Raw genomic sequence first — 25485 nt, 5'->3', positions numbered from 1 at the left:
TATGAAAGTAGTAAAATTAAGCTTTTACTACTTTCCCTGCCTTAAGACAGCGGGTACAGATTTTCATGGACTTTGGTGTACCATTAATAAGAGCTTTTATCTTAAGAAGGTTAGGTTTGAAAGTTCTTTTAGACTTTACACCGATATGCTGACCGGCTCCACCTTTTTTCTTGGGAAGACCCTTTCTGGGTACACTGTGTCCCGCAACGGTACCTTTTCCACAGATTTCACATTTTCGAGACATATCTATCCTACCTTTGTTTTCATATTAATTGAGCGATCTGAAATATATCAAATAGAAAAAACTATGTAAAGTCGAAAACCACCTAATATTCGGTGAATTCCAATTTTCATCAAACTTTAATGCAATTCCTTATGCAGTGGGAAGAAATTTCCTGCTTTCAGACCCCATTTTGCAGAGAGCCAATCTTCAATAACCTCAGCCCAGACCTGGAAACCTGCACTTCCAGCTCCAATCCCCCTTTCCAGAAGATCTCTTTGTGCCGGATATTTCCCCGCCAGAGAGCTCATTCGGGGTCCAAAATAGCCTGGAGCCTCTACTGATCTCTGCTGCATTAAATATGCCTGAAATTCATTAATCATAAGATCCTCTTCTTCAGGATCATATCCATACCATCCCAGAAAGAATCGCCACATTGCCCTGTCATCCTCATGGAGAGATTCCCAGAGTTCTCTTACAAACTCCCTGTATTCAAAGGATATAAAGTAGATTCCATGGGATGATTCGTGTACAAAAAAGCGATATCTCAGGTCATCAGGGGATTCCCTTGATATGGAAAGGACTGCTCCCTGCCCGGGTGACAGGATTCCACCGTCATTCTCAATTAGGATTCCCCTGCTGATCAGCAGATTCCTCAGCAGTGCTTCCTCAGGATAAATCGTAAAATCCCTCTCCTGCACCAGATTATAGAAATCCGCCAGATCATAGGGTCGGTAATCATGGGCATTCCAGGCATGCTTCCCCTCAAGTTCAGCATTACTGAGCAGCTTTCCCTTATAACCTTTCTTTTCAACAAAAAAGGCCAGTCTTCTGAAAAAACGGTTTTGCACATCATAGTCAAGGCAATCCAGAATCAGGATCTCCGGAAACGAAGACCAGTTGTAAATCTCAAAGTTCTCATTCCGCCATGTGGATAAGGAACGATTGAGAATTTGAGCTCCGCTCCTGACAATTGGATCTGGAAAGGCAGGCTCTTCCACTGCCTGAAAAGAGAGATAATCGGGACCGGAGGATGAAGAGAGGGTCAATGTTGCTGAGTTATCCTGAGGAAAGGGAAAGTGAAAACTTCGCCGTCCCTCAAAAGATTCAAGCCTGTATTTCTCACCATCTTTATCCTGAATGCTGATAATGTCCCTGTTATCCAGAGTTATACTCAGTTCTTTCCCTTCGGGATTTATGGAGGGGAGACTCAGAAGATATTCATCTGGCCTGTCCAGAAATACTGTTATTTCTGTTGCACTATTCAACGAGAGATAAGGACTGAGAGAATATTCCTGGGTCAGAGGCATATTTATAGATCTGACAGCTTTACCTTCAGGGATGATCAATGTAAGGATCTGCTTTTCTTCAGATACCGGCAGATTGAGCTCTGCCGTTTCATCTCCCATATCTATAGTCAGTTGTGCCTTCTCTGTCCGGGGAAGAAAAAGATAGAGACTGCAGTCTTCCAGAGGAGGAAAAAAACTCTTTTCCCTGCTGTTGAGACCGGGGTGATGCTTTGCCCCATCCTTCATCAGATAGGGAGTGGTTGTCCGTTTACTTTCAAAGTCCCTCTGCTCTTTCCTGATTGAATAGGAAGATACTTCCTCAGCAGGGAGGTAAGTTGAAAAAATGAGGAGGATTCCCAGTATATATAAATAACTTCTATTCATAGTCTATAGTCTTTTATAATATAAGATGATCATACGGTAAAGGTGGACAGGAAGATGAAAAGCGTCTATATGACAGCATTATGCCCGGAAAAGGGTGCAGACGGGGATCTCAAAAGATACCAGATATCCTGTACCGAAGATTTCGGATGGCATTCTCCCCTCCCCCTTATGGTTCCCCTGGCTCTCTGGTCAGCATCATTCCCTAGAGACCGTGTGAATAGTGCCGAACTGAAAACACTCCCCCCTCTGAAACTGACAGGTCCTGTTTTAAAAGAGGACAATATTATTCTGCAGATGAAGGACAGAAAAGAGTTTGAAAACTCTGTAATGTTCAGAGAAATACACGGTAAAAACATCCCCCCTCAGGAGAAAGTCTCTTTTATTAATTGGGAGGGGCTTCTGTTGCAGCCCGGAAGAATTGAGGCAGCCGGCCAGTTTCAAGCCAAGAATCAGCAGATTGAAAAAATCTTTCAATTCCCCAGCTGGCAGCTTGGTCTGTATAAATTAAGATATGATGAAACAAGAAATTGGTGGGAAGATCTAAGCCTCACAAGCCTCTGGAAAGTTCGAAAACCCTCGTAATAGTATAAAAGAACAGGCTTAGATCCTAATATTCTTAGCCTATCCTCATATTTTTCTTGATAATTCATGGTGTTTCTGTTAAAAAAGATATATGGATAAAAACATTAAACTCACACCCAGCCTGGAAGATTATCTTGAAGCGATACTTCAGCTTGAAGAAAAAAATCGGGTTGCCAGAGTAAAAGACATTGCAGAAAAACTTTCTGTACAGATGCCTTCCGTTACGGGTGCATTAAAGAATCTCAAATCAAAAGGGATGATTGAGTATGAAAAAAATTCATTTATCAATCTGACTGACCAGGGTAAGGTTCTAGCCAAAGCCGTATTGAAAAAACATACGATTCTTCTCCGCTTTCTGGAACAGACTCTTTTTCTCGCACCTGAAAAAGCGGCTGCAGAAGCCTGCCGGATTGAACATTCCATTGATCAGGAAACAGCAAAACGTCTGGAGAACCTGAGCAGCTACCTCACTAAGAACTTTTCAGATAAAGATCTTGAAAAAATAATTCTGGGATAGACATGAAAAACTTTAAATCAAAAATTCTCAGCCAGAAATCCATAGCCCTCGGGTATATGGAGATGAAGTTCAGCTGGCCTGAAGACTGTGAGACACCCAAAGCGGGACAGTTTCTGACAATCAAAATCCAGGAACAGCCCATACCGCTGCTTCGCCGCCCCTTCGCTCTGTCCGCTTATAACCAGGAAGAAAAATCAGCTTCCATCATCTATCAGGTGAGGGGAACCGGAACAGAAATTCTTTCTTCCATGAAAGACGGAGAGACTCTTGATGTACTGAGCCCCCTGGGTAACAGTTTCACCATGCCGAAAAAAAAAGAGACTCCCCTCCTGGTTGCCGGAGGAATCGGCCTCGGCCCCATCCTCTATTTTGCAAGAGAACTGGATAAGGCCGGATACAGCCCCATACTGGTTTTCGGTTGCCGGGATAAATCATTGATCCCCGACCTTCCTCCTCTTAAAAACGGGAGGATTCAATTCTGTACAGATGACGGTTCTGAAGGATTTCACGGTAGTTCAGTGGATTACCTGAACTGTCTGGACTCTTCTGAGTTGAAAAATGCATATGTCTACAGCTGCGGACCCACAGGAATGCTGAAAGCCTGTCATAACTTTGCAGTTTCAAAAAACATTCCCAGCGAAACAGCCATGGAAGAGATGATGGCCTGCGGTGTGGGAGCCTGTATGGGCTGTGTGGTGGAACTGGCCGAAGGTCAGGAGAAACAGTATGCCCGGGTATGTAAAGACGGCCCGGTATTTCAATCCAGGATAATCAAATGGACCTGAGTATTAAGATAAAAAACAAAACCCTCCCCAACCCTGTGGGAGTAGCTTCGGGAACCTTCGGTTACGGAGAAGAGTATGCTCCCCTCACAGATCTTTCCAAACTGGGAGCCATCTATACAAAGGCAGTAACAGTAGAACCCCGTCCGGGAAATCCCCTGCCCCGTCTAGTTGAGACTCCTGCGGGGATGATCAATTCCATCGGCCTTGCCAATGTAGGAACCAAAGGCTTCCTTGAAGAAAAGATCCCCTTCTTAAAGACTCTCAGCTGCCCTGTCATCCTGAATGTAGCCGGGAGTCTGGAAGAAGACTACGCCGAAGTTATCCGCAGAGTCGATTTTCAGGATGCCATATGGGGATATGAAGTAAATATTTCCTGCCCCAATGTCAAACATGGAGGCCTCGCCTTCGGAACCGACCCTGTTCAGGTGGAAAGATTAACTTCAACTCTTAGAAAACTGACAGACAAACCTCTTATCATGAAACTGACTCCCAATGTTACAGACATAACTGCCATTGCCAGAGCCGCAGAAGCCGGGGGTGCCGATGCTGTTGCCTGTATCAATACTGTAATGGGCATGGTTGTGGACATTCATAAAAGAAAACCTGCTATCCCTGCAGGAACAGGAGGTCTTTCCGGACCTGCCATCAAACCTGTAGGTATAGCTGCGGTCTACCGAGTAAGCAAAGCGGTTAATATCCCGGTCATCGGACTGGGAGGTATTATGAATGCAGATGATGCAGTCGAATACCTTTTGGCCGGAGCCTCGGCTCTGCAGATTGGAACTGCAAACTTCATAGACCCTGACACATCAGGAAAAGTCCTTGCGGGAATCAAGAAATATATGAGAGAAGCCGGTTTCACAAAAATAAGCGACTTTCACGGCTATTTCTAGATTCAATCGATGGAAACGGGAAAATGAGCCACTTTAGCCGCCCGTTTCCGTTGAGAAATCCCTAATAAGAGTTATAATCTAAGAGATATAAGCCACAAGAAAAGAGGTTTCCTATGAAACGAATTGCTTTTTGTCTGCTTATGTCTCTCACTTTGCTCTTCTCTACAAGCTGTCGTAAAAACCTGATGGATCTAAATAACTCAATGGATGGAAGCCTGAGTGTTTCTGTCGCCGTCAACCGCAGCCTCTACCAGGGAGAATATCTCCAGGATAGTAGCGGCCGTTTTGTCGGACCCACCAACGAATCAATAAGCCTCAGTTATGTTGTAGGTGAACAGGAATATACCACTACTCTGGAATTAGAACTCAATACCGATGGTGAAAATCTGACTGGAACGGCAACTCTAACGGGGCTCCCTGTGGGAGTAGAGGGTGTGGTCAATGTCTCCACATTCAACGCAGCCGGTGAGATTCTCTGTGATGGTGAGGAAACCTTGGTTCTTGCCTCCGGGGAGAACCAGACAACCATTACTCTGAGTATTTCAGAATCGTGTCCTTATCTGGAAATTGGCAATCCTGCTGAATATATAAACGGTCTGATTCAACCGGGAGCTGTATACTATCTGGAGCTTCCTGATTTGGTGGCTGGAGCTGAATATGAGATGTATATCTATCAGGAAGTAGAGAGCCCCGAACCTCCGCTTATGTCAGTAATTACAACATCAGGTGTAATCCTGGACTCTCAAGAGATTCAAGGCAGTGATTATGGTGTGCTGAGTTTTACTCTACCTTCAGATTCGACAGGAGCGGTTGTCTGTTTTTACAATCCTCATGATTATTCTGTTCCCGGATTGATATGGATTGATCGGCTAAATGAATTCACTAGTGTTACTTTTTCTACACAGGAAGGGGATCTTGATTCAAATGCAAAATACTGGAGAGTGGTTGGTGGGTATGATAAACTGCTATCTACTGATCAGCAGGCTTCATCAGACGTAGCAGACTTAGGAGGTCTTCGGGAATCGAGTGATGGTGGATCAATCTGGACACTACATTCCCTGATCAGTAAATCAATTGGAACAGATACAAGCTTTCCTGCCAGAGTGGCTGATATAGATTACATAAATGGACTTGTGTACTGTCTTATCGATCAGAGACTGACAAGCTCAACATCTCCTCCTTTTGATGATATAGGAGTGGCCGTATACAATGCAGCAGATGGGTCTGCTGCCAATCAATATACCCAATGGCAAAATACTAATACTGAACATAATTCTCCTATAGAAAATTACAGGATCGCAGTTTCTGGCAGCACAATATTCATTGCTTACCTCACCGCTGCAAATAACTTGGAACTGCTGGCTGGATCAGGTCCTGACTCTCCGGACAAAGGAACCTTATCCGTCCCCGGCTTCACAAGCAACCCTACTATCATTGATGAACTTCAAGTCTGTGCTTTAGAGGACGATTTGTATATCTATGCAGACAAAAATGTTTATAGATGGACTGCAGGATCAGGAGCTCTGGATCTGGTTTTTTCTCTGGACAACGGTACTACGGAGTATTTTAGATACTTATCAGTCTACCGTAACAAATATATAGTAGCCTCCAATGCATTAGAATCCTACCTCTATATACCAGATGATGATTTACTTGTTCCTCTTGTCGAGTATGCTGAACTTCAAAGTTATGTAAATCCTGCGGTATACACGATATCGCAGGCAGCTGTAGCCTCAGAAAATTACTTTTTTTATTTCACAACACTTAGAAATGTAGGTGATTCATCCCTATTCAGCATCAGCTTATCTGTCCAGGGAAATGGCGGATATAGGCAAATAGGAGAAGTAACTCTAACATCAAGTCTTCCTGCTGAACTTGGAGAAGATTATATTCTGAAAAAAATTATTGCTGATGAAGCGACTGGGGAAATTTATGTATGTGGAATACATAATCCTGAGGGTTATGGATATTTTCTCTACAATTATGACATGCAATAATTAAAGTATGACCGAGGGACAAATATCCCTCAAAGGACAGCTCCCACAGTCGGGCTTCCGTGCGTGGCAGTACTTTCTCCCATGAAGGTTCACCGTCATGGAAAAATCTGACTGAATCTCCTTGGGAATGGCTTTAGACAATTGCTTTTCAATCTTTTCCGGTTCAGTGAATTTGGTAAAACCCAATCGCTTACTTACACGCTTGAAATGAGTATCCACGATAATCGCCGGCTGATTGAAAATATGATAGAGGATCACATTGGCTGTTTTTCTCCCCACACCGGGAAGTGCGGTGAGATCTTTCATGTTATCCGGAAGACTTGTACCTCCCCTCTCTTTTAAAGCTGCGGCTGTCTTAATGATATTGGCAGCCTTCACTCTGTAGAAACCTGTGCTGTGGATTATCTCCTCTACATGATTCTGTTCTGCAACAGCCAGTTCAGCAGGCCCGGGGTAACAGCGAAAAAGCTCCGGTGTTACTTTATTCACTCCGGCATCGGTTGTCTGGGCTGAAAGAATGACAGCAATTAATAACTCAAAGGGATTTGAATAATTCAGAAGGGGTTTTCTATCAGGATATTCCAGATTCAGGATCTCGGTTACGATGCGGGCTTTCTCTGCTTTTGTCATGCCTATATTATGGGAAAAGAGTACAGCAGAAGGCAATATCAACAGTAAAATTAAGAGTAAAATTAAGAGTAAAAAGATTAATACAGTTTTTTAATAATGTATATTGACCAAATATCATTTGGTTTATATACTTCCTCCACATTACGGGATGTAGCCTAGTGGCTAAGGCGCCTGCTTTGGGAGCAGGAGATCGAAGGTTCGAGTCCTTCTATCCCGATAATAGGCTTAAAAACCTATAGGGACCAATAACCTATGGTTAATGATTCCAGAATATTCATTCTGCGTCCATAGCTCAGCTGGATAGAGCATCGCCCTTCTAAGGCGAGGGTCGTAGGTTCGAACCCTACTGGACGTAATTAAAACCGCCTTTAAACATTGTTTAAGGCGGTTTTTTTTGTCTTTTTGGATATGTGGTATATCCTGTTTATAAAAACACGATAATAAATGAAACGCCCTTTTACCATCAGTGAAAAGACAGGAACATATTAAAAAACTATAAACGCACGAAATAAATCCGAAGCAATATCTCTGGTATTAAAACTTTTTAAAACAAATAAAATCTAAAATCAACTTCCATCACTCCTCAGATCTCTTTGGTGAATACACAAAGAACTGCATGTTAGATGGGAAATGCCATTATCAAAAAGATGTTCATTCTGAAGCTAGGTCTCTAGTACCGTCTTTATAAAAGAGTATAGAAAGCTATTTATCAACAGTAGTTTAAATGGATTTCAATTCAAGCTCATAGCGAATTATTCCATTTTCAAGTATTTTTTCGCTTTTTATAATGAACCCAGATTTCATATAGAAACCAACAGCCTCATCATCTGTCTCTACAATTATTTTTGCTGCGAAAGTTAATTCATGAAATTGATTCAATATATCTCTTCCCAGTCCCTTCATTCGATATTCTTTAAGTATTCCAATTCCTGTGATTTCAATCAGATCATCATCAATCTTGTGTAAAGCGAAGGAGCCAAATATTGTACCATTATCAGAAGCCACGAACAGCTGGTCTTCTTCTAAATGCTTCTCTATTCTATTATGAACCCTCTCTCTTGTTGGATTAAATGTCCATGAGGATACTATCTTATCTAAAATCTCATCATGGGGATTTGATCTTAATTTTACTAATTCCATATATCCCTTTAAATAGGATGTACCTGAATAGAAGTCCACAGTAGGCCGGTTATCAGTATTAACAGACTAAAGAAACATCCAGTGTATTTATTATCAAATGAAATCTCTTTACCCCAATTTACTCCAACAAAGACCGATTAATCTGATAGTTGGTTGAACGCCCTCTCTCCTCTCCAATGATTAGAATTCCAAGGTCAGCCATTTCCTTCAAGTCTCTCTTCACGGTTGCCAGACTCACTTTGGTAATCGCTGAATATTTTTTATTTGTCAGCCCTCCAGTGAAATTCTCAGGAAGTTTTTGAACCATTTTCTCCAGAACCTTCAACTGCCTTTCATTTAGCACAATGTTGGAAATATTGGTATAGAACCTTTGAGCCATCAGAGCACCCTTGATGATCTCCATCGAGCTTTCAATACTATGAGAATATATGTCCAAAAACCAGGAAAGCCAGAGAGTGATATCTCCCCCGCCCTTCTGAACCTCTTCCAGAATTGTATAATATGATGTTCTCTCTTTATGTATTTGAGTAGAGAGGCTGTAGAGCCTGATTCCCGTCATTTCTTCCTGAGCCAGCGCAAGATCTGTCAAAGCCCGGGCCAAACGTCCATTGCCGTCTTCAAATGGGTGAATCGTCACAAAGTATAGATGGGCAATACCAGCACGGAGAAGTCCATCGACTTTACCCAGGGATGATTCCCACCATTTCATGAACTGAAGCATCTCCTTATCCATCTGATTGGAGGGAGGAGCAGTAAAATGGATCTTCTCTTTACCCATGGAACCTGAAATGATATTCATTGGAGTGACTCCAGATCTCCATCCTCCGACAATTATCTTCTTTATTCCCGAGTATCCGGTTGGAAACAAAGCGGAATGCCAGGCCCATAGCTTTTCGGCTGTTAATACCTTTTCATAATTTGCAGTTGCATCAACCAGTACTTCAATCAGTCCCTGATGCCTCTCAGCAGTCACAGGAAGCCCAGCCGAAGGGAGGCCTAAATGATTGGCGATGGAAGAACGCACATCTTGAGGATTCAGGTTCTCACCTTCAATGGCTGAAGTGTGCAAAGCTTCTCTGAAAAGCAGTTCCCCCTGATCTTTCAATTCCAGACTGGCAGCAAGGGATTGAATTTGTCCTTGTAGTTTTCTTGCCTGAGCAATATATGGGAGAAGATTATCCAAAGAATATGAGAAACCAGGCCATTGTTTTAATTCCCAGAGATAAGCCATTTCACCTCCATGAGCCGAATAAGTATTCTAATCGGCTCATATTATGAGCTAATTATGAAATGATTTCGGCTCATTGTCAAATCAGTACAATTGTTACAATATAAAAACTATAACGCGAAGGGAACGGATCATGAATCTATTAACAATTGGAATTGGATTCTTGCGATGCATACATGCCATATTCATGCAGAGGGTCAGAGGTTCGAATCCTCTTGAATGTACTTGAAACCGCCTTCAAACATTGTTTAAGGCTTTTTTGTCTAGTGAGAACCATGCCTCGTGGACATTTCTTCTTTTTTTAGAATTATGAAGTTGTCAGAAAGAGGTATTATTACCATGCAAACTATTTCAGGAAAAATTAGCTGCACTGAACAATACACTTATTGGAGATTTTTATGAGACCAACTCTTGATAGAGAAATAAATCCAGAAGAGTTTTTGAATTTTTATTGGTTGAAGGAAGAGCTTTTTTCTTTCTGTAAGAATTACAAAATCCCTGGAAGTGGTAGTAAAGATGAACTTACGCAAAGGATCTATAAGTATCTAAAAACGGGTGACATTATCAAACCACCTAAAAAAAGCACAAATAAAGCAATTGAAGAATATGTGCTTAATCTTGATGCTAACATACCAGAAGGATATATAAATGATGAACGCCATAGAGCCTTCTTTAAATCAGAAATAGGAGAACATTTCAAATTTAACGTTCCATTTATGAACTGGATGAAAGCAAATCCAGGAAAAATGTATAAGGATGCAATTTCTGAATGGTACAGAATTATGGATGAAAAGAAAAAAGGGAAGAAAACAGAAATCTCGTCTCAATTTCAATACAATCAATATACAAGAGATTTTTACAATGAAAATCCCAATGCAAAAAGAGAAGATGTAATAAAATGCTGGAAATATAAAAGATCCCTATCTGGACACAATAAATATGAAGAAGGAGACTTAGTCGTGTTGGAACAGTGACTGTGACTCCCTATAGCAGTTAATCTGTAGTTTCTCATTAGTTTGAGCCTACAAAGTTTCGTGTAAATCCCTACCCTATCCACATGCGGATTCCGCACACAGCCACCTAAGTCGATAGAACAGATAATTATCATCAATGATCACCCTTGAACAGGATCTACTGTAATAACCCTGAAGGTATTTGAATTTATTGTTATTTTAATGTTTTGACTCATTATGTAGTAGTTTTTTCCTTTCCTATGAAAATCTTCAACGGGTGTATCAAGTATAGACTGGTAAATTTTATTTTCAATCTGATCCTTTGATAACTGAGATTTTAACTTCTTATTTATTCGTCCATATACAAGTTCTGTATAACAGAGATTCTCTAATATCTTAGATTTAACTATTTGCATCATTTCTCCTTGAGACAACTCTTTCTTCGTCTGGTCCAATATATCTGCCTTGTTTATTGTAACAAGTTTTCATATTCCTGAGATGGGGGATATCTCATTTACAAAATAAATTCCAGAACTGATTGAAGAGTTCATTACCTTTGTAAAGAAGCTGCAGCTCAGCATCTCCGTATTAAATATCCGAATAGCTTGTACTTCATGCCCATCCTAGTTACAATTTACATACTTGTAGGTAGTGGTAGGTAGAGGTTAGATGAATATTGAAATAGATCATGACAGTAAGATTCCTAAACATACTCAATTGTTTGATCAGATTGGAAACATGATCAAAACCAATCGATGGTCTGAGGGGTTCAAACTCCCCTCGGAGAATCAATTTCAAAGTGAGTTAGGCGTCAGCAGAAGTACTGTACGACAGGCACTCCAGGCCGCCATGAATGAAGGTCTCATTGAAAAAATAATGGGAAAGGGTAGCTTTGTCTGTGGAAGAAATGAGAAGGATTCAAATCTCCTTGGCATCATTACCTCCGCATTTGAGAGTCCCTATCATCAGCAGATCCTTCTCGGTACGGAGGAAGAGGCCCGAAAAAGAGGATTCAATATCATGTTCGGTAATTCTCATCATGATATTCTTGAGGAACAGGTTCTATTAGAGCAATTCAAAGACCATGGTGTGAAAGGGATTCTTCTATGGCCGGCTATACAGGATATATATGATTCTAAATTTCTGTTAAAGATCAGAGAGAGCGGCATTCCAATCGTTTTGCTTGATAGAATGATTTCCGGAGGTGATTTTGATTCGGTAATGAGTGATAACTTCTCAGGATCCTACGATGCGACAAAATTCCTGATAGAGAATGCCTCTCGGGACATCTATTTTGTCAGCAGATCCATATTGTCTATAACATCCATCTCGGAACGTTTCAGGGGGTATCAGCAGGCTATGCGTGACTACGGTTACCGCCCTTATGACCCCGTACTTGTAGGCGAGGAAAATCGTGAGCTCTCATTAAATGAATTTCCTCTTACTGAGGGATCTGATGAGTACTGTGGCATTGTTGATTTTCTTCAGTCAAATCCCAGAAAGAAAGCTGTCATTGCCATGAATGATGTAATGGCTCTCAACATCATGGAGGTCGCAAGATCGGAGGGAATATCTATACCGGGAGAACTGTCTGTATTCGGATTTGATAACAGAGAAATCGGTGCCTCCTATTGTGTACCTCTTACTACAGTGGCACAGGATGCTTATCAAATAGGTGCCGAGGCTACCCGTCTACTTATAAATCGGATATTTAACAGCACTTCAGAGTGTGTGACTGTAAAGGTTCCAGTAGAATTAATTATTCGCGATTCTGTTCATCAGAATTCAGTATCAAAAAACAGATAAAATAATTTCTTGACAAGATAGAAAGTCGAATATATCATACCTGTACGTACAAGTAGGGACAGGGGCGTTTATGCACTTGTCTCTTCAATTGGAGGAATTATGAGAAAAAGCAATCTTAGAATGTGGGTTACTACTGGATGCCTTGTGTTATTGACCATGGGCAATCTCTATGCTGCCGGTAATCAGGAAGCCGGAGAGGGAGAAAAAAAAATCTCAATAACCTATAAAGACTCCTGGGCCGGCTTAATTGAACCGGTACTGGAACAATTCAAACAGGAAACGGGTGTAGAGATTGAAGCCTACGTGGCTCCGGCAGGAATGAATTTTGATGAAAAAGTAGCACTGGACTTTGCAGGTGGAACTGCCTCGGACATTATGCTGGTGGACGGCTATAGGTTGCCTGAGTTTGCAGAAGCCCAGTATCTATACAATATTGATGATTATCTTGCCGAGTGGGATGATTGGAACAGCTATTTTGAATCCATGCAGAAAATGGTTTCCTTTGATGGTGCCCATTATGGGATTCCTGTGGATACCGATGTTCGGATGTTATATTACAATAAAGAGGTATTCAGAGCGGCTGGTATCCCCCTCCCCTGGCAACCTTCAAACTGGGAAGAAGTCATGAGTACTGCCCTCACGATTAAAAAGGCTGCTCCCGATGTAGAGTATCCTTTCTTTCTTACTGTAGGAAGCAAAGCCGGTGAGGCCACAACTATGCAGGGATTCTATATGGTACTTCTCGGTGCCGATACGGTGGATGAAGATAAAAATCGTCTGCGTGATTGGAATGCCGGTAAATGGATTGGAAAGAGTGAAGCCCTCCTTGATACATTTGGATTTTACCAGGATGTTTTTGTAAACGATAAACTGAGTCTTGTTGATATTTACTACTCACCTGATGGAAGCGGTGAACGCAGGAGAAACATGCTTCAGGGGAATATCGGATTTTATCTTGGAGGTTCCTGGGATTATGCCAAGATGTGGAAGATGGTGAAAGATCAGTATCCCACAGAAAAAGAGTTCAACGATATTATCGGCTGGGTAGCTATGCCGGGCAGCGGAAAAGCCGGTACTCCAGAGGTTTCCTGTGTCTCAGGCGGATGGGCTTTTGCCATGAATGCCAAAACTGAGAATCCTGATTTGGCATGGTCTCTTCTTGAAAGAATCCTCAGTACTCAAAATGTAGGAAACTGGTTTTCTTCAATTGGAAAAATTGCAACACGTAAAGATGTTGCCGCCCTGGACATATATAAGGAAGATCCCTATCTTGCGGCTATCACAGATCTGGTGGCCCATACTACGACTCGAGACACCTATCCTGGATATTCCAAGGTCTCCGCCTATATTCAGTCTGCCACCGAAGAAATCATTGACGGGAAAAGTCCCAATGAGGTGATGGAAAACTACTACAATAATCTGGTACTTGAGTTCGGTAAAGATCAAGTCATAACAAAATAATCAATAAGTACGGTTCCCATATAAAACGGGGCCGTACATTTCAAAATGTTCAACGGAGTTTTTTACCATGATAGTAGGAATGTCGAAGCGGCCCATGCTGTGGATTATGCTTCCCTTTATTATTCTGATTTCAGTTCTTCTTGTCTGTGTTGTATGGACAGTATTCACAAGCTTTACAGACAAAGCCCTTATAGGTAAAGCGGCTATATATCCCAGTTTTATAGGGATAAAAAATTATACACGGTTGCTGCATCATCCCTCCTTTTTAAATTCTCTGAAGGTCAGCATGATCTTTTCAGTCTTTTCAGGCATTCTGGGGCAGTCGGTCATCGGGCTGGCTCTGGCAGTAAGTCTCAAAAAGAAGAGAAAAGGAAGATCCTTTCTTGAGTTTTCCGTTTTAATGGGATGGCTTATTCCTGATATTGTTGCTGCCTTCATGTGGGGCGCTTTTGCATCAAAATCGGGCTTTTTGAACACTGTTTTTTTAGTTCCCTTCGGGCTGAACCCCATCAATTGGCTATCATCCAATCCATTGATGATTATAATCATCGCCAACATATGGAAGGGAACAGCCTGGTCCTATCTGCTGTTTTCGGCGGCTCTTGATACTATTCCGGAAGAATTGTTTGAAGCCTGTATTGCAGATGGAGCCGGGGTCTGGCAAAAATTTACGAACGTGACCTTCCCGTTGATTTTTCCGAAAATCATTATGAATCTGCTGCTGATTACAATATGGACCTTCGGATACTTCCCCCTTGTTTATGGAATAACCGGTGGTGGTCCGGGACACGCAACTGAGATCCTCCCGATTCTCATGTACAAAGAGGCCTTCGAGTCTTTCAATATCGGCTATGGCAGTGCCATCAGTATTGTAATGGCCCTTATCGTAGGATCTTTCTCTTTTATCTACTTTATTGCACTTAAGAGGACAGAAGATGTCGATTAAAAAAAAGAAACCCTCAGCGTTGAGTTTCAGTGCCCTGATAGCCATGGCTTTACTTTGGCTCAGTCCCTTTACATGGCTTGTGTTTACGGCTTTCGATCCCGCCGCAACAGGGGCTTTTGCTCTACCGGATTCGCTATCCCTCATTAACTTCGCAAGAATCTTTGAGGTTGACTCATTGAAATGGATTGTGAACAGTCTGATAATAGGTGCCGGCACTGCCACTGTAGTGCTTGTAGTTACCATGCTGGCTGCCTACCCATTTTCAAGGCTCAATTTCCCTGGGAAGGATTCCATCCTCTGGGGACTGGTTCTTATCAGAATTATTCCTGCCTCAGCATTTATACTGCCTCTCTATTTACTCTCTGTTAAATTGGGTCTTTTGAACCATACTGGTGTTATTCTGGCAGGTTCACTGCTCAACCTACCCTTCGGGCTCTTGTTGATGAAAAATTTCTATGACTCCATACCCCGGACCTATGAAGAGGCGGCCTGCATTGATGGAGCCGGTATGTGGGGAACTCTGATACGAATTATCTTTCCAGCCTGCCGCTCGGGTGCTGCTGTAGTCTGGTTCCAGACATTTATGACCGGCTGGGGGACGTTTATGCTCCCGCTGATCTTCTTACGCAAGCCTACTCAGTGGCCTATGGCAGTAGGGCTCTATAGCTCCTTTGGACTGTATGGTGATGTGAATTATGGTTTCCTTTCTGCATTTTCAATTTTATATGCTTTACCTCCCATAATCATTTATCTGCGCTTGCGGAACAATCTAAGTTCCGGACTTGCCGGTGCGGGAATTAAAGGATGATTTAAGGGATTCTCCAGAATCTGATAGATCTGCTTATTAAGTCAAAATAATACTCATTCAAAGAGACAGGCTCATCTCGAGCCGGAAGGGGTGAACTATGCTTTTACGGAAAGTTGAAGAGAGAATAGAGAAATATCTTGTATTTCTTGACGATCGAAAATATAAAACTATCGGATATCCGGCATTTATGGCCGTTGAGACTGAAGATACATACAGGAAGGTTCCTGACAACCTGGAGTGGAAATCAATAGATCTTCCTTATCAATACGGCCGTGAGTGGGTGACATTCTGGTTCAAGACAATCTTTCAGCTTCCTGAATCGGCAGAAGGTGCCCAGGTCTTTTTTGAGGCGCATCCTCATTCAGACAGTCTGGTCTTCATTGATGGGGAGCCGGTGGGTGCACTGAATATGCATCATGAGAAGATTCGTCTTACCGGAAGTGGAGAGGCAGGACGGGAGTACAAAATCCATATCGAATCTTATGGTGGTCATAAATATCCGGGATGTCATCCCTTTGAGAAAGAGAAGATATTTCTGGCAATAAAGGATTCCATTCCGGAATATCCTAACACATTCTCGGCGTCCCGGCTTTGTATAAAGGATGAAGATGCTTATACACTCTTCTATGATGTAAACGCTTTATACAAGCTTGCAATGACTCTTGATGAGACCTCACTGCGAAGGAACAGGATACTCAGACATCTATATGAAAACCTCATGAAAATTCACTTAACGGCACAGGATGGGCAGATAACAGATCAAATCAAAGAAGCCTTGAAGGGGATAAAACCTCTGTTGTCTTGCATAAACGGATCGACAGTCCCCCTTATCCAGGCAGTCGGTCATGCTCATATTGATCACGCATGGCTTTGGACTAAATCGGAAACTGTTCGCAAAGCAGCCAGAACATTCTCCAATATGTGCCGATATCTGGAGGAGTTTCCGGAATTTATATTTTTGCAGTCTCAGCCTTGTCAGCTGGAACTGATTGCAGAAGAGTACCCGTCTATCTATAAAAGAATTCTGGAAGCATTTGAGCGGGGACAATGGGAACCCAACGGTGCGATGTGGGTTGAGGCAGACTGTAATATTCCAAGCGGAGAATCTCTTATCCGTCAGTTTCTAATAGGAAAAAAGAGTAGTAGAAAGCTTATCAATTATGAAGGGGATACTCTCTGGCTTCCGGATGTTTTCGGATATTCAGCCGCTCTTCCGCAAATTATGGAAAAATGCGAAGTCGATTATTTTGTGACCAGTAAGATAAACTGGAACGATACGACTCGCTTTCCTTACGACACATTTCTTTGGAAGGGAATTGATGGGACAGGGATTAAAACGACCTATCTTCATGTCAGCTATAACGGTGTTGTTGAACCCGAACGACTGAGTAAAACCTGGAATGCTGTACAGCATAAGGAGATACAGGACAATGTGCTTATGGCCGTTGGGGAAGGAGATGGCGGTGGAGGGACTCACAGATCCGACCTTGAGATGGCCCGGCGTCTCTCTGATCTTGAAGGTTGTCCCAGAGTAAAATGGTCAAAAATCAGTGACGGGCTGAAAGCAGTCTTCTCTAATCCCGAGGATCTCCCCATTTGGCAGGGAGAGCTGTATCTGGAGCTGCATCGGGGTACCTATACCAGTCAGGGGAGATTGAAGAGGTATAACCGGAAATTGGAATTTGCACTTCAGGAACTTGAAGCCCTGGCGGTGATGACTCTCTACCCCGGGAAGAACGGTGTTACAGGAGAGTACCCCGGAGAGTCTCTGGAAGAGGCATGGAAGATTCTCCTTACGAATCAGTTCCATGATATAATTCCCGGTTCTTCTATTCGGAAGGTCAACCAGGAGGCCGAGGAGGAGTATCGTGATTTAGAGAAAAAACTGGCCCTTCTAAAAGAGAAAATCCTGGGATTTTATATCAAAGAAAGGGATTCTGAATCAGAAGAGCCGGGATTTCTCATATGCAACACTCTTTCCTGGGAACGCCGCTCCAGAGTGTCTCTCCCTATTGAGCTTAAAGACGGAGAACAGTACGCCCTGTTGAATGGAAAAACGATTTATCCAGTTCAGAAAGATATCTCCCTGGATGGAAATCCCTTATACAGAAGTTTTCCTGAAGCCCCTGCATTAGGTGGACGGCATGTTTTTTTGAAAAGGATACCTGAGCCCCCCGCAGTACCGTTTTCCCTGGAAAACAGGACTCTTAAGACTCCCTTTTACTTAATAGAACTGGATACTCTGGGGCGGATAAGCAGCATAAAGGACAAGAATACTTATAAAGAATATGTGTCTCCTGGAAGCTCCCTTAATACCCTCTTCTCCGCCGAGGATGTTCCTGTACGCTGGGATGCCTGGGATATTGATGAAGATTATCGCCTTAAATTAGAGCAGGAGGAACGGCTCCTGGATTGGAGCGTTGTTTCAATCGGACCTTGTTTTATTAAAATTCGCAGCCGTTTCAGTATTGGACATCATTCGGAGCTATTCCAGGATATGATACTCTATAGTCATCAGAAAAGAATTGATTTTGAAACTCAGGTCGACTGGCAGGAGAGTCATAGGCTCCTTAAGGCTTCTTTTCCCCTCAATATTCACTCCAGTACGGTAAAATGTGAAATCCAGTATGGACATGTAACTCGAAATACCACCAGGAATCAGCCGTCAGATCGTGCTCAGTTTGAAATCTGTGCTCATAAATGGGTAAGCCTTGAAGAGGGTTCCTATGGAGCAGCACTCCTTAATGACTGTAAATATGGCTATGATGTAAACGATAATACTATCAATCTGACACTTTTGAAGTCTTCAAAGGCCCCTGACCCTGAAGCGGATAAAGGCCGCCATGAATTCACTTATTCGTTTCTTCCTTTCAATGATGGGTTTTCAAGCGAATCAGTAATTAGACCCGCATATGATCTGAATCAGTCTCTCTCTTTATCAAAGGCTGCCCCGGGAGAGGATTCGGATATGGAATTCTCCCTTATTCAGGGGAATAATCCTTCTGTTATTATTGAGAATATCAAGGAGGCCGAAGATGGGGATGGGATCATTGTAAGAATATATGAAGCTATGGGAGCAGAGCAGGAGACAGTATTAACTTTTGCCAGAGAGATTCTCTGGGTCAAAGAAACCAATATGCTTGAAAGGTCGGGAACTCCTCTCTCATTTACAGGGAAGAATCTTCCCCTCAGATTTCATCGATTTGAGATAAAAACCTTGAAACTGGTTCTCAGGTAACAATGGATATAATGAAAATTGCACATATAACAGATTTACATCTGGATGAACGTTCTATTCTTCAGGACAGCTGTGATATCCCTGAGGATCTGAGCACTCTTCTGGGGAAATTTAATGAATTGAGTGTTGATGAGATAATTATTACCGGAGATATGGGAGACCCAGAATCGGTACACAGGCTCTTCGGAATATTGAAAGAACGAAAACTGAAATATAGATATATTATGGGGAATCATGACGATTTTCGTGATTATGATTCTTTCGGGGATTTCCCGAAGAGAGAAGGAGGTCGCGCCTACAGTTCTTCTTTGAAGAATGGGAATCTGTTTCTATCTCTCGATTCCAGTATGAGCTCACTCGACCCTTGTCAATGTTCCTGGATACAGAAGCATCTGGAAAAGGGCGGATTCAGGCGGGTGTTTGTCATTATTCACCATCCTGTTCTGGACTGTGGTAATACTGAAATGGACAGAGAGTATTCTCTGAAAAACAGGGATGAAATCAGCCGAATCCTTATGAAGCAGAAGAAAGAAGTTTTCATTCTCTGCGGTCACTATCATTTTGTTCATGATCAGAAAGTATGCAATCTCACGCAGATGGTATCCCCGCCAATGTCTATTCAGACAAATAGAAACGGGATCTCCTCTGAGTCTGACTGTAGGACAAGTTTTCGTATCATTGAAATCAGTGAAGGTACTATTCTTACACAAGTTTTCCCTGGAACGAATAATCCTAAGCAGATTACCTGACTGCCTGCGCTCATTACAGCCGCACCGCCACTCCAGTTCAAATCCACAGACAGGCATAGTACCTCCATGAGCTGATCAGGTACTCTATTCGGCTCATATATTGATCCGATAATGGGCTATATTCGGCTCATTATCAAATTTGCGAGCCCTGATGAATACAAAATAAACAAGTTATTCCACACAAAACTCACCAACTCACCCTCGTATCATTAAAATATTACTCCATCCTTAGGCTCAGTTTTGAACCTGAGGAGGATATCGGAATGAACATAAATTGCCCGCATTGTAAGAGTCTGAATCTAGCCGCCCTGCTTGAAGGGGGAGACGCACTTTCCACCAAGGGGATATCAGAGAAACTGATCAGGTTCTACTGCAATTCCCCAAAAACATTGAACGACTACTGCCCCTATGCAGGAAAGAAAGAAGATTGTAGACACATCAGTATTTAATATTCCCATTTAATATTCTCATTTAAAAATATAAGAAGCAGAAAATGGAATGGCGTACTAACTTACTCATCGACCAGCTGAGGTGCATTGACCGGCAGTCTGAGAGTAAATGTTGATCCTTTACCGAGCTCGGACTCGGCTTCTAGTGAGCCGCCCAGAACCTGTCTGGCACCGTTAAAGGCTATGCTGAGTCCGAGTCCTGTCCCGCCGTGCCCCTGGCGGGTGGTATAAAATGGTTCAAATATTTTCCTGCAGACACTTTCACTCATTCCTCTGCCGTTATCCTGAACACGGATGAGAACTTCATCAGGACTCTCCTGCTCAGAAAAAAGAAAAATCTCTCCCTTATATTTCCCGTTAAATCCATGCTCAACCGCATTAGTAATGAGATTGGTGATAATCTGTCCCAAAATACCTGGATAGCTGTTCATATCAATACCCATCTGAAAATTACGGACTATCTTTATGGGTGTTCTTTTAATCAGAGGCTGGAGAGTCAGCAGGAGCTCTGAGAGCATTTCATCCAGGGAGAAGCTTCTTCTTTTAGAACTGGTCTGATCAACGGCAACCTGTTTGAAACTGCGGACCAGTTCTGCGGCTTTCTCCAGATTTCTTTGAGAGATAGCCAGACCTGTTCCAATATGTTCCTTATAATCTTCAAGATCATTGACAGTCAGCTCTCCTTCCCTGATTTTCTTAAACTCCTCATGCCTGTCATTCATGGTGGATACTGCCATAAGAGCATTCCCCAGGGGAGTATTCAGTTCGTGGGAGACTCCGGCAACCAGAGCACCGAGAGCAGAAAGCTTTTCTGATTCCACAAGTTCGTCTTTCATCATATTAAGATCTCTAAGGCTGATATTAAGATCTTTATTGGCAACCCTCAGCTCTCTTGTTCTTCGTATGACACGAACTTCCAATTCATGATTAAGATCCCTGAGAGAAGTTTCCCTTTGCTGCACTTCATCGGCCATAAACTTCAGATTATCAGCCAGGCTATTGATCTCACTGACAGACTGATACACCCAGGGAGCCTGTACCTTGAAACTTGAGAGTTCTGCAGCATAATCTGCAAGATCTTTCATACTTCGAGAGAGAGGATTGGCGGCAAAAGGAGTGATAACCACTATAAAAAGGCCCTGGATGATAATGAGAATAAACATATCTGTTATGCGGGAATAGATATCCGGATGAGCCAGACCTGCAGGCATTCTGACAAGAAAGATCCATCCCAGGGAATCTGAAAGGGAGGAGGCGATATTATATCTGACACCCTTGAAGCTGACATCCAGAATCGTAATACTCTCCCGGGATGCCTGCTGAACAAAATCGATACCGAAGAGGTTATCAACTCCGGGTGTGTAGATCTTCTCCGTATCGACAACAACTTCACCTCGTTTGTCTATAACCCAGACATCAAGATTTAAATTCCCCACAGCCAGCCTGATGGTTGAAAGCAGGTAATCTATAGAAACTTCTGCAATAGCAGTATAATGTCCACCGGGAACTGCTACCCCTATAGTGGTAGCACCTGCCAGCAGAGAAAGATACTGATCACTCCATACAGGCCGGCCGAGATCTATTGCCTCAAGGTAAAGGGGGTTGTAGGACATATCACTGCCTATCATTGTGCCACCACTCTGGTAGGCAGGTCCCTTAATGGCTGCCGAAACAACTATTCCGTTTTCATCAAGTAACAAAATAGCCTGAATATCTTCATTCTGCTCAATAAGATCATCAACAACATGACTCATTTCTTCCTGAGTCAGAAAATTACTGCTTACTGCAAATAATCTCAATTTTTCAAGGACAGAACCCAACATCAGCTCTGACCTTCCTGCCAGGGCTTCTGATGCTTGAGAAATAGACTGTTCATTCTGTTTTTCAAGCTGAGGCAGTCTGTAGAAAAAAACAAATGACGAAACCAGAAGGAGAGATATCATGCCGACTACAATAAACAGTAGAATCATATAAATTCGAAAAGGTATTGTTCTGCGCCTTTTCACTCAATCTTCCTGAATTGTCCATTCTTTACAACTGAAAAGACAGCCTTGCGTTTTGTATCGCCAAAACTGTTTATCACTATAGTTTCCTGGATTCCTTCATAAGGACCATTTTCAATTATTGCGGTTTTAATAGTCTGTTCATCTATTCTTAAATTCAATGCCTGAAAAAGGACATGGCAGGCATCGTGACTCATGATAGCTGCAAAAGTCGGTTCACTTTGAAAACGCTCAAGGTATCTATTATAAAATTGTCTATATGACTCTGACTCGTCAAATGGATTAAATGACTGAAGTACAATGGCCCCTTCTACCGCCTTGCCGCCGAGTTCTATAAACTGCTTTGTCCCGGCCCATTCAGAGACAGTGACAGGAAAAGTATGATCGATGTGCCTCAGTTGCTGAATCAGGGTGGCAGAATCAATTGAATTTCCAATAATCAAAAGAGTCTCGGCACCAGAATTAAGGACTGATTCCAATTCCGGAGTGAAATCTGTATCCAACTGGGCATTAAAATATTTTGCTATAACGATCCTCCCGCCCAATTTCTCATAATTCCGGGTAAAATCATTCAGCCAGCTTTTTGTGAAGGACTCATTCTGATTATCATACAGAACTGCACAGCTCATTAGAGCAGCCTCTTTAATCAGAAAATCAGCATAATACTGTGTATTTTCCAGGGTAGAGGAATTCAGTCTGATAAGATTATCATCCAGGTTTAAAAACTCTTTTGAAGAAGCTGTGGGAGATAGTATTATCAGATCACCGGCATCGGCTATTGGAAGTATCGCTTTGGTCATCTCTGATGTAAAAGGGCCGATTACAATCTCTATACCTGCATCTGCAAAAACTCCGCTGATATGTGACAGCTGTGCTGAATCCATCTGATGATCTTTGATGACAATCTCGATCTGTCTACCATGGATTCCGCCCTTATCATTGTACTCTTCAACAGCAAGGAGGACACCGTTTCTTCCTGCTGCACCCAAATCCGAATTCGGTCCGCTCAGACTGCTGACAAAACCAAAAACATAGGGTTCTTTTTCAGAACAGGAGATTAAAAATATAAAATAGAAACCGGCCAGAGCGGCAGCTCTCAAACGCCTGGTCATCTTTTTATATTTTCCTTCAACCACTTCAAAACATCATCATAAACCATTGGCCTTCCGTAAAGATAACCCTGTCCTTCAGGACATCCCAGATCCTTCAGCTTTTGAGCCTCATCTTCGGTCTCAATACCTTCGGCCAGCACTTTCATACCAAGCTTTTTCCCAAGAGGAATAACAAGATCGACTATACGTCCTCCAGGTTCCATTGATCCCAGACTGCTGATAAAAGCTCTATCGATTTTCAACCTGTCGGCCGGCCAGCTGTCGATGGAAGAAAGAGACGAATAACCTGTTCCGAAGTCATCAATTGCCAGGGATACACCCAGAGTTTTAATCTCCTTAAACAGTGAGATGACTCGATCGGCACCCAGGAGAGCAACAGATTCTGTAATTTCAAGTTCGACTCCGGCAGGATCAATTCCTGTATCTTTCAACGACTCTTTTAGATGAACAATAAAGTCAGGGTCCCGGAGCTGTATTGCCGAAACATTGATAGCCATATGCAGGTCCCTATATCCACTGCTGTTCAGGTCTGAAAGAGCATGCATAGCCATTCTCATGACCCATGTCCCCATGGGGATAATTAAACCACCCTGTTCTGCCAGTGGGATAAATCTTGATGGTGGAATAAATTTTCCATCCTTGGTTTTCCAGCGTATCAATGCCTCAAACCCGATAGCTCTACCGTCATCTAATGAAACCTGAGGCTGGTACATCAGGAACATCTGTTCATGGGTAAATGCTGTACGAAGATTCTGAAGAAGCCTTATCCTCTCTCTCGTCTCAAGACCGATGGATGGATTATAAAGAACAGAGCGGCCAATCCCTTCGCTTTTAGCTCTTTTAAGTGCTATATGGGCATTTTTCAGATAATCAGAACCACTGAGACTCTCATCATTGAGGACTACAATTCCGACATTCATGGAGAGCTGCTGTACACCCTCTCCTACGGGAATGGGCAAAGCAAAGAATCTCTGCAGGTTTTCGAAAGGAAATTCTCCGGCGACAACTCCAAATACATCCCCCGATACTCTGGCAATAAAAGAGCCGGGAGGAAAGGAGTCTGTAAGTCGTTTGACCACCGAAGCCAGAACAAGATCTCCATAATTATGACCAAGAAGATCATTCAGAATTCCGAACTGATTTATATCCAGAAGGTGGAGTACCTTCGACTCAGTTCTGACAGATTCAATTTTGCGCATCAGAGCACTGAGATTCGGAATCCCGAGACTCATATCTTCATAAGCCAGACGCTCCATTCTGTGATAGAGCCGGAAATTCTGCATTATCAGAGACAGGTGAGATGTGAATACATTCAGCAGGGGGATATCATCCTCAAGTGAATGATCACTCTGCAGATAGAGCACATAAGCGTATTCTGCTGAATCGTCAAAATAGAGACTGTTTGAGTCCTTTAAATATCTTGATCTTCGGGTTCGAAAAGTATCCAGAATTGCCTTTTCCATTCCATCTTCTAAAACAACAGGAGATTCCCCGCTTTGCAGGAAGACCTGAGAACCCTCCTGATATGCAATGATTTCAAAGTCTGCACTCCCAATGGAACAGCGGCAGAAAAGGCCTTTGTTAAGAAAACCATACAGATCTGAAGTTCTTTTCAGCGCTTCAATAGAAAAATCATTGAGACTCATATCAGGCCGCAGAAAACGGCTGGATTCTATGATACGTTCCATTCCGAGCTTCCCGTCAGCAATAGTCTGAAGCTGACTGAAAGAACGGATCGCGGTGATAATAGATGTGAGAAGTCTGTTTCTGGTAAGCTCGCTTTTAGTCTTATAATCATTTATATCGTATAGATGAATTGTATCCAGCTCGGGAACATCCCCCGGCTGACCTGTGCGGAGAATGATTCGGATCTGGTGCATCTGCCGATCTTCCCTGATGACCCTGACCGCCTGCAGTCCTGAATCTCTGGTTTCCATAACCGCATCCATAATAATTACAGCCGAGTCAAGGTTCCTATCCAGAATATCAAGACATTCTTTTCCGGAGTTTGCGTGTATAAACTGAAGTTTCCTGCCTAAGACGACTTCACCCTTAAGGGCAAATTCTGTAGCTTCATGAACATCCGGATCATCGTCAACCACAAGGATTTTCCAACTTTTTTTGAGATTAGTTGTATCCGTAGTATCTTTTTTTTCACTGAAAACAAGTTTTCCAGACATAATTATCAGGACTCCTACATTTTATAAACATAGACGAGATATACTGATAATTCAATTTATATACTTAATCAGGCATATGAAAAAAAATAAATATAATGAGTGTTTGATATTATCT

General features: G+C 42.5%; 22 protein-coding genes and 2 tRNA genes. 15 read left to right on the top strand and 9 right to left on the bottom strand.

Annotated features, from left to right (window positions below; all coding sequences use genetic code 11):
* Window positions 1–16: 16 nt before the first annotated feature.
* A complete protein-coding gene (gene rpmB / locus DV872_RS15685; protein WP_114630895.1) occupies window positions 17–244 on the bottom strand; it encodes a 50S ribosomal protein L28 in 228 nt (75 codons plus the stop codon).
* Window positions 245–360: 116 nt separating this feature from the next.
* Window positions 361–1893, bottom strand: coding sequence for a hypothetical protein (locus DV872_RS15680; protein WP_114630894.1), 1533 nt, complete (start codon window positions 1891–1893; stop codon window positions 361–363).
* Window positions 1894–1947: 54 nt separating this feature from the next.
* On the opposite strand from DV872_RS15680, the gene DV872_RS15675 reads away from it, so the two are divergent.
* The 5 genes from DV872_RS15675 (at window position 1948) to DV872_RS15655 (ending at window position 6667) form a co-directional block, all read left to right on the top strand.
* Window positions 1948–2475 carry a hypothetical protein gene (locus DV872_RS15675; RefSeq protein WP_114630893.1) on the top strand — a complete coding sequence of 176 codons (528 nt, stop codon included), beginning with the start codon at window positions 1948–1950 and terminating at the stop codon, window positions 2473–2475.
* A 91-nt stretch (window positions 2476–2566) separates the two neighbouring features.
* Window positions 2567–2992, top strand: coding sequence for a metal-dependent transcriptional regulator (locus DV872_RS15670; RefSeq protein ID WP_114630892.1), 426 nt, complete (start codon window positions 2567–2569; stop codon window positions 2990–2992).
* A gap of 2 nt (window positions 2993–2994) precedes the next feature.
* Window positions 2995–3777 (top strand): dihydroorotate dehydrogenase electron transfer subunit, encoded by a 783-nt coding sequence (locus DV872_RS15665; protein ID WP_114630891.1) that lies wholly within the window; start codon window positions 2995–2997, stop codon window positions 3775–3777.
* On the top strand, window positions 3768–4670 hold the full coding sequence (locus DV872_RS15660) for a dihydroorotate dehydrogenase (protein WP_114630890.1): 903 nt from the start codon (window positions 3768–3770) through the stop codon (window positions 4668–4670). Before DV872_RS15665 ends, DV872_RS15660 begins: the two co-directional genes overlap by 10 nt.
* A 113-nt stretch (window positions 4671–4783) precedes the next feature.
* Window positions 4784–6667, top strand: a complete 1884-nt coding sequence (locus tag DV872_RS15655; protein ID WP_114630889.1) for a hypothetical protein — start codon at window positions 4784–4786, stop codon at window positions 6665–6667.
* On the opposite strand, the gene nth is transcribed toward DV872_RS15655, so the two are convergent.
* Window positions 6668–7297 carry an endonuclease III gene (nth, locus tag DV872_RS15650; RefSeq protein ID WP_114630888.1) on the bottom strand — a complete coding sequence of 210 codons (630 nt, stop codon included), beginning with the start codon at window positions 7295–7297 and terminating at the stop codon, window positions 6668–6670. It lies immediately after the preceding gene.
* 144 nt (window positions 7298–7441) lie between these two features.
* Here nth and DV872_RS15645 point away from each other — a divergent pair.
* Both DV872_RS15645 and DV872_RS15640 read left to right on the top strand, forming a co-directional pair.
* Window positions 7442–7514: transfer RNA gene (locus DV872_RS15645), tRNA-Pro, on the top strand.
* Between the two features lie 64 nt (window positions 7515–7578).
* A tRNA-Arg gene (locus DV872_RS15640) sits at window positions 7579–7652 on the top strand.
* Between the two features lie 365 nt (window positions 7653–8017).
* Here DV872_RS15640 and DV872_RS15635 read toward each other — a convergent pair.
* Together DV872_RS15635 and DV872_RS15630 are read right to left on the bottom strand one after the other, a co-directional pair.
* Window positions 8018–8437, bottom strand: a complete 420-nt coding sequence (locus DV872_RS15635) for a GNAT family N-acetyltransferase (RefSeq protein WP_114630887.1) — start codon at window positions 8435–8437, stop codon at window positions 8018–8020.
* A gap of 118 nt (window positions 8438–8555) precedes the next feature.
* On the bottom strand, window positions 8556–9668 hold the full coding sequence (locus tag DV872_RS15630; RefSeq protein ID WP_114630886.1) for a Fic family protein: 1113 nt from the start codon (window positions 9666–9668) through the stop codon (window positions 8556–8558).
* Between the two features lie 395 nt (window positions 9669–10063).
* Between DV872_RS15630 and DV872_RS15625 the strand changes: the two genes are divergently transcribed.
* Window positions 10064–10639 (top strand): DUF6434 domain-containing protein, encoded by a 576-nt coding sequence (locus tag DV872_RS15625; protein WP_199563494.1) that lies wholly within the window; start codon window positions 10064–10066, stop codon window positions 10637–10639.
* A 140-nt stretch (window positions 10640–10779) separates the two neighbouring features.
* Here the strand turns inward: DV872_RS15625 and DV872_RS15620 are convergent, their stop codons facing one another.
* Window positions 10780–11034 (bottom strand): DUF3781 domain-containing protein, encoded by a 255-nt coding sequence (locus DV872_RS15620; protein ID WP_199563493.1) that lies wholly within the window; start codon window positions 11032–11034, stop codon window positions 10780–10782.
* A 253-nt stretch (window positions 11035–11287) separates the two neighbouring features.
* Here DV872_RS15620 and DV872_RS15615 point away from each other — a divergent pair, with 253 nt between their 5' ends.
* From DV872_RS15615 to DV872_RS26400, 7 genes are all read left to right on the top strand, one after another.
* Window positions 11288–12424, top strand: a complete 1137-nt coding sequence (locus DV872_RS15615) for a substrate-binding domain-containing protein (RefSeq protein WP_114630884.1) — start codon at window positions 11288–11290, stop codon at window positions 12422–12424.
* Between the two features lie 99 nt (window positions 12425–12523).
* Window positions 12524–13885 (top strand): extracellular solute-binding protein, encoded by a 1362-nt coding sequence (locus DV872_RS15610; RefSeq protein WP_114630883.1) that lies wholly within the window; start codon window positions 12524–12526, stop codon window positions 13883–13885.
* 67 nt (window positions 13886–13952) lie between these two features.
* Complete coding sequence (locus DV872_RS15605) at window positions 13953–14831, top strand: carbohydrate ABC transporter permease (RefSeq protein WP_114630882.1); 879 nt, start codon at window positions 13953–13955, stop codon at window positions 14829–14831.
* Window positions 14821–15639, top strand: a complete 819-nt coding sequence (locus DV872_RS15600; protein WP_114630881.1) for an ABC transporter permease subunit — start codon at window positions 14821–14823, stop codon at window positions 15637–15639. The genes DV872_RS15605 and DV872_RS15600 overlap by 11 nt, the downstream gene beginning before the upstream one ends.
* Window positions 15640–15736: 97 nt before the next feature.
* On the top strand, window positions 15737–18877 hold the full coding sequence (locus DV872_RS15595; RefSeq protein WP_114630880.1) for a glycoside hydrolase family 38 C-terminal domain-containing protein: 3141 nt from the start codon (window positions 15737–15739) through the stop codon (window positions 18875–18877).
* Between the two features lie 11 nt (window positions 18878–18888).
* Window positions 18889–19626, top strand: a complete 738-nt coding sequence (locus tag DV872_RS15590; protein WP_158547002.1) for a metallophosphoesterase — start codon at window positions 18889–18891, stop codon at window positions 19624–19626.
* 263 nt (window positions 19627–19889) lie between these two features.
* On the top strand, window positions 19890–20075 hold the full coding sequence (locus DV872_RS26400) for a hypothetical protein (protein WP_147283186.1): 186 nt from the start codon (window positions 19890–19892) through the stop codon (window positions 20073–20075).
* 62 nt (window positions 20076–20137) lie between these two features.
* Here DV872_RS26400 and DV872_RS15585 read toward each other — a convergent pair whose 3' ends face one another.
* Genes DV872_RS15585 through DV872_RS15575 form a run of 3 tightly spaced genes read right to left on the bottom strand, consistent with a single transcriptional unit; the run spans window position 20138 to window position 25370 of the window.
* Window positions 20138–22081 (bottom strand): sensor histidine kinase, encoded by a 1944-nt coding sequence (locus DV872_RS15585; protein WP_114630878.1) that lies wholly within the window; start codon window positions 22079–22081, stop codon window positions 20138–20140.
* Window positions 22078–23190: an ABC transporter substrate-binding protein gene (locus DV872_RS15580; RefSeq protein WP_114630877.1), complete on the bottom strand. Its 1113-nt coding sequence runs from the start codon at window positions 23188–23190 to the stop codon at window positions 22078–22080. The genes DV872_RS15585 and DV872_RS15580 overlap by 4 nt, the downstream gene beginning before the upstream one ends.
* Window positions 23187–25370 carry an EAL domain-containing protein gene (locus DV872_RS15575; RefSeq protein WP_114630876.1) on the bottom strand — a complete coding sequence of 728 codons (2184 nt, stop codon included), beginning with the start codon at window positions 25368–25370 and terminating at the stop codon, window positions 23187–23189. The genes DV872_RS15580 and DV872_RS15575 overlap by 4 nt, the downstream gene beginning before the upstream one ends.
* Window positions 25371–25485 lie beyond the last annotated feature (115 nt).

Source organism: Oceanispirochaeta sp. M1, from assembly GCF_003346715.1.
Lineage (GTDB): Bacteria > Spirochaetota > Spirochaetia > DSM-2461 > DSM-2461 > Oceanispirochaeta.
The sequence above is the reverse complement of the archived record's forward strand: the minus strand, read 5'-3'. Positions and strand labels throughout refer to the sequence as shown.

Bases quoted from the DNA above. Each gene is read 5' to 3' on its own strand.
- rpmB (WP_114630895.1), bottom strand. From the start codon at position 244: ATGTCTCGAAAATGTGAAATCTGTGGAAAAGGTACCGTTGCGGGACAC.
- DV872_RS15680 (WP_114630894.1), bottom strand. From the start codon at position 1,893: ATGAATAGAAGTTATTTATATATACTGGGAATCCTCCTCATTTTTTCA.
- DV872_RS15675 (WP_114630893.1), top strand. From the start codon at position 1,948: ATGAAAAGCGTCTATATGACAGCATTATGCCCGGAAAAGGGTGCAGAC.
- DV872_RS15670 (WP_114630892.1), top strand. From the start codon at position 2,567: ATGGATAAAAACATTAAACTCACACCCAGCCTGGAAGATTATCTTGAA.
- DV872_RS15665 (WP_114630891.1), top strand. From the start codon at position 2,995: ATGAAAAACTTTAAATCAAAAATTCTCAGCCAGAAATCCATAGCCCTC.
- DV872_RS15660 (WP_114630890.1), top strand. From the start codon at position 3,768: ATGGACCTGAGTATTAAGATAAAAAACAAAACCCTCCCCAACCCTGTG.
- DV872_RS15655 (WP_114630889.1), top strand. From the start codon at position 4,784: ATGAAACGAATTGCTTTTTGTCTGCTTATGTCTCTCACTTTGCTCTTC.
- nth (WP_114630888.1), bottom strand. From the start codon at position 7,297: ATGACAAAAGCAGAGAAAGCCCGCATCGTAACCGAGATCCTGAATCTG.
- DV872_RS15635 (WP_114630887.1), bottom strand. From the start codon at position 8,437: ATGGAATTAGTAAAATTAAGATCAAATCCCCATGATGAGATTTTAGAT.
- DV872_RS15630 (WP_114630886.1), bottom strand. From the start codon at position 9,668: ATGGCTTATCTCTGGGAATTAAAACAATGGCCTGGTTTCTCATATTCT.
- DV872_RS15625 (WP_199563494.1), top strand. From the start codon at position 10,064: ATGAGACCAACTCTTGATAGAGAAATAAATCCAGAAGAGTTTTTGAAT.
- DV872_RS15620 (WP_199563493.1), bottom strand. From the start codon at position 11,034: ATGCAAATAGTTAAATCTAAGATATTAGAGAATCTCTGTTATACAGAA.
- DV872_RS15615 (WP_114630884.1), top strand. From the start codon at position 11,288: ATGAATATTGAAATAGATCATGACAGTAAGATTCCTAAACATACTCAA.
- DV872_RS15610 (WP_114630883.1), top strand. From the start codon at position 12,524: ATGAGAAAAAGCAATCTTAGAATGTGGGTTACTACTGGATGCCTTGTG.
- DV872_RS15605 (WP_114630882.1), top strand. From the start codon at position 13,953: ATGATAGTAGGAATGTCGAAGCGGCCCATGCTGTGGATTATGCTTCCC.
- DV872_RS15600 (WP_114630881.1), top strand. From the start codon at position 14,821: ATGTCGATTAAAAAAAAGAAACCCTCAGCGTTGAGTTTCAGTGCCCTG.
- DV872_RS15595 (WP_114630880.1), top strand. From the start codon at position 15,737: ATGCTTTTACGGAAAGTTGAAGAGAGAATAGAGAAATATCTTGTATTT.
- DV872_RS15590 (WP_158547002.1), top strand. From the start codon at position 18,889: ATGAAAATTGCACATATAACAGATTTACATCTGGATGAACGTTCTATT.
- DV872_RS26400 (WP_147283186.1), top strand. From the start codon at position 19,890: ATGAACATAAATTGCCCGCATTGTAAGAGTCTGAATCTAGCCGCCCTG.
- DV872_RS15580 (WP_114630877.1), bottom strand. From the start codon at position 23,190: ATGACCAGGCGTTTGAGAGCTGCCGCTCTGGCCGGTTTCTATTTTATA.
- DV872_RS15575 (WP_114630876.1), bottom strand. From the start codon at position 25,370: ATGTCTGGAAAACTTGTTTTCAGTGAAAAAAAAGATACTACGGATACA.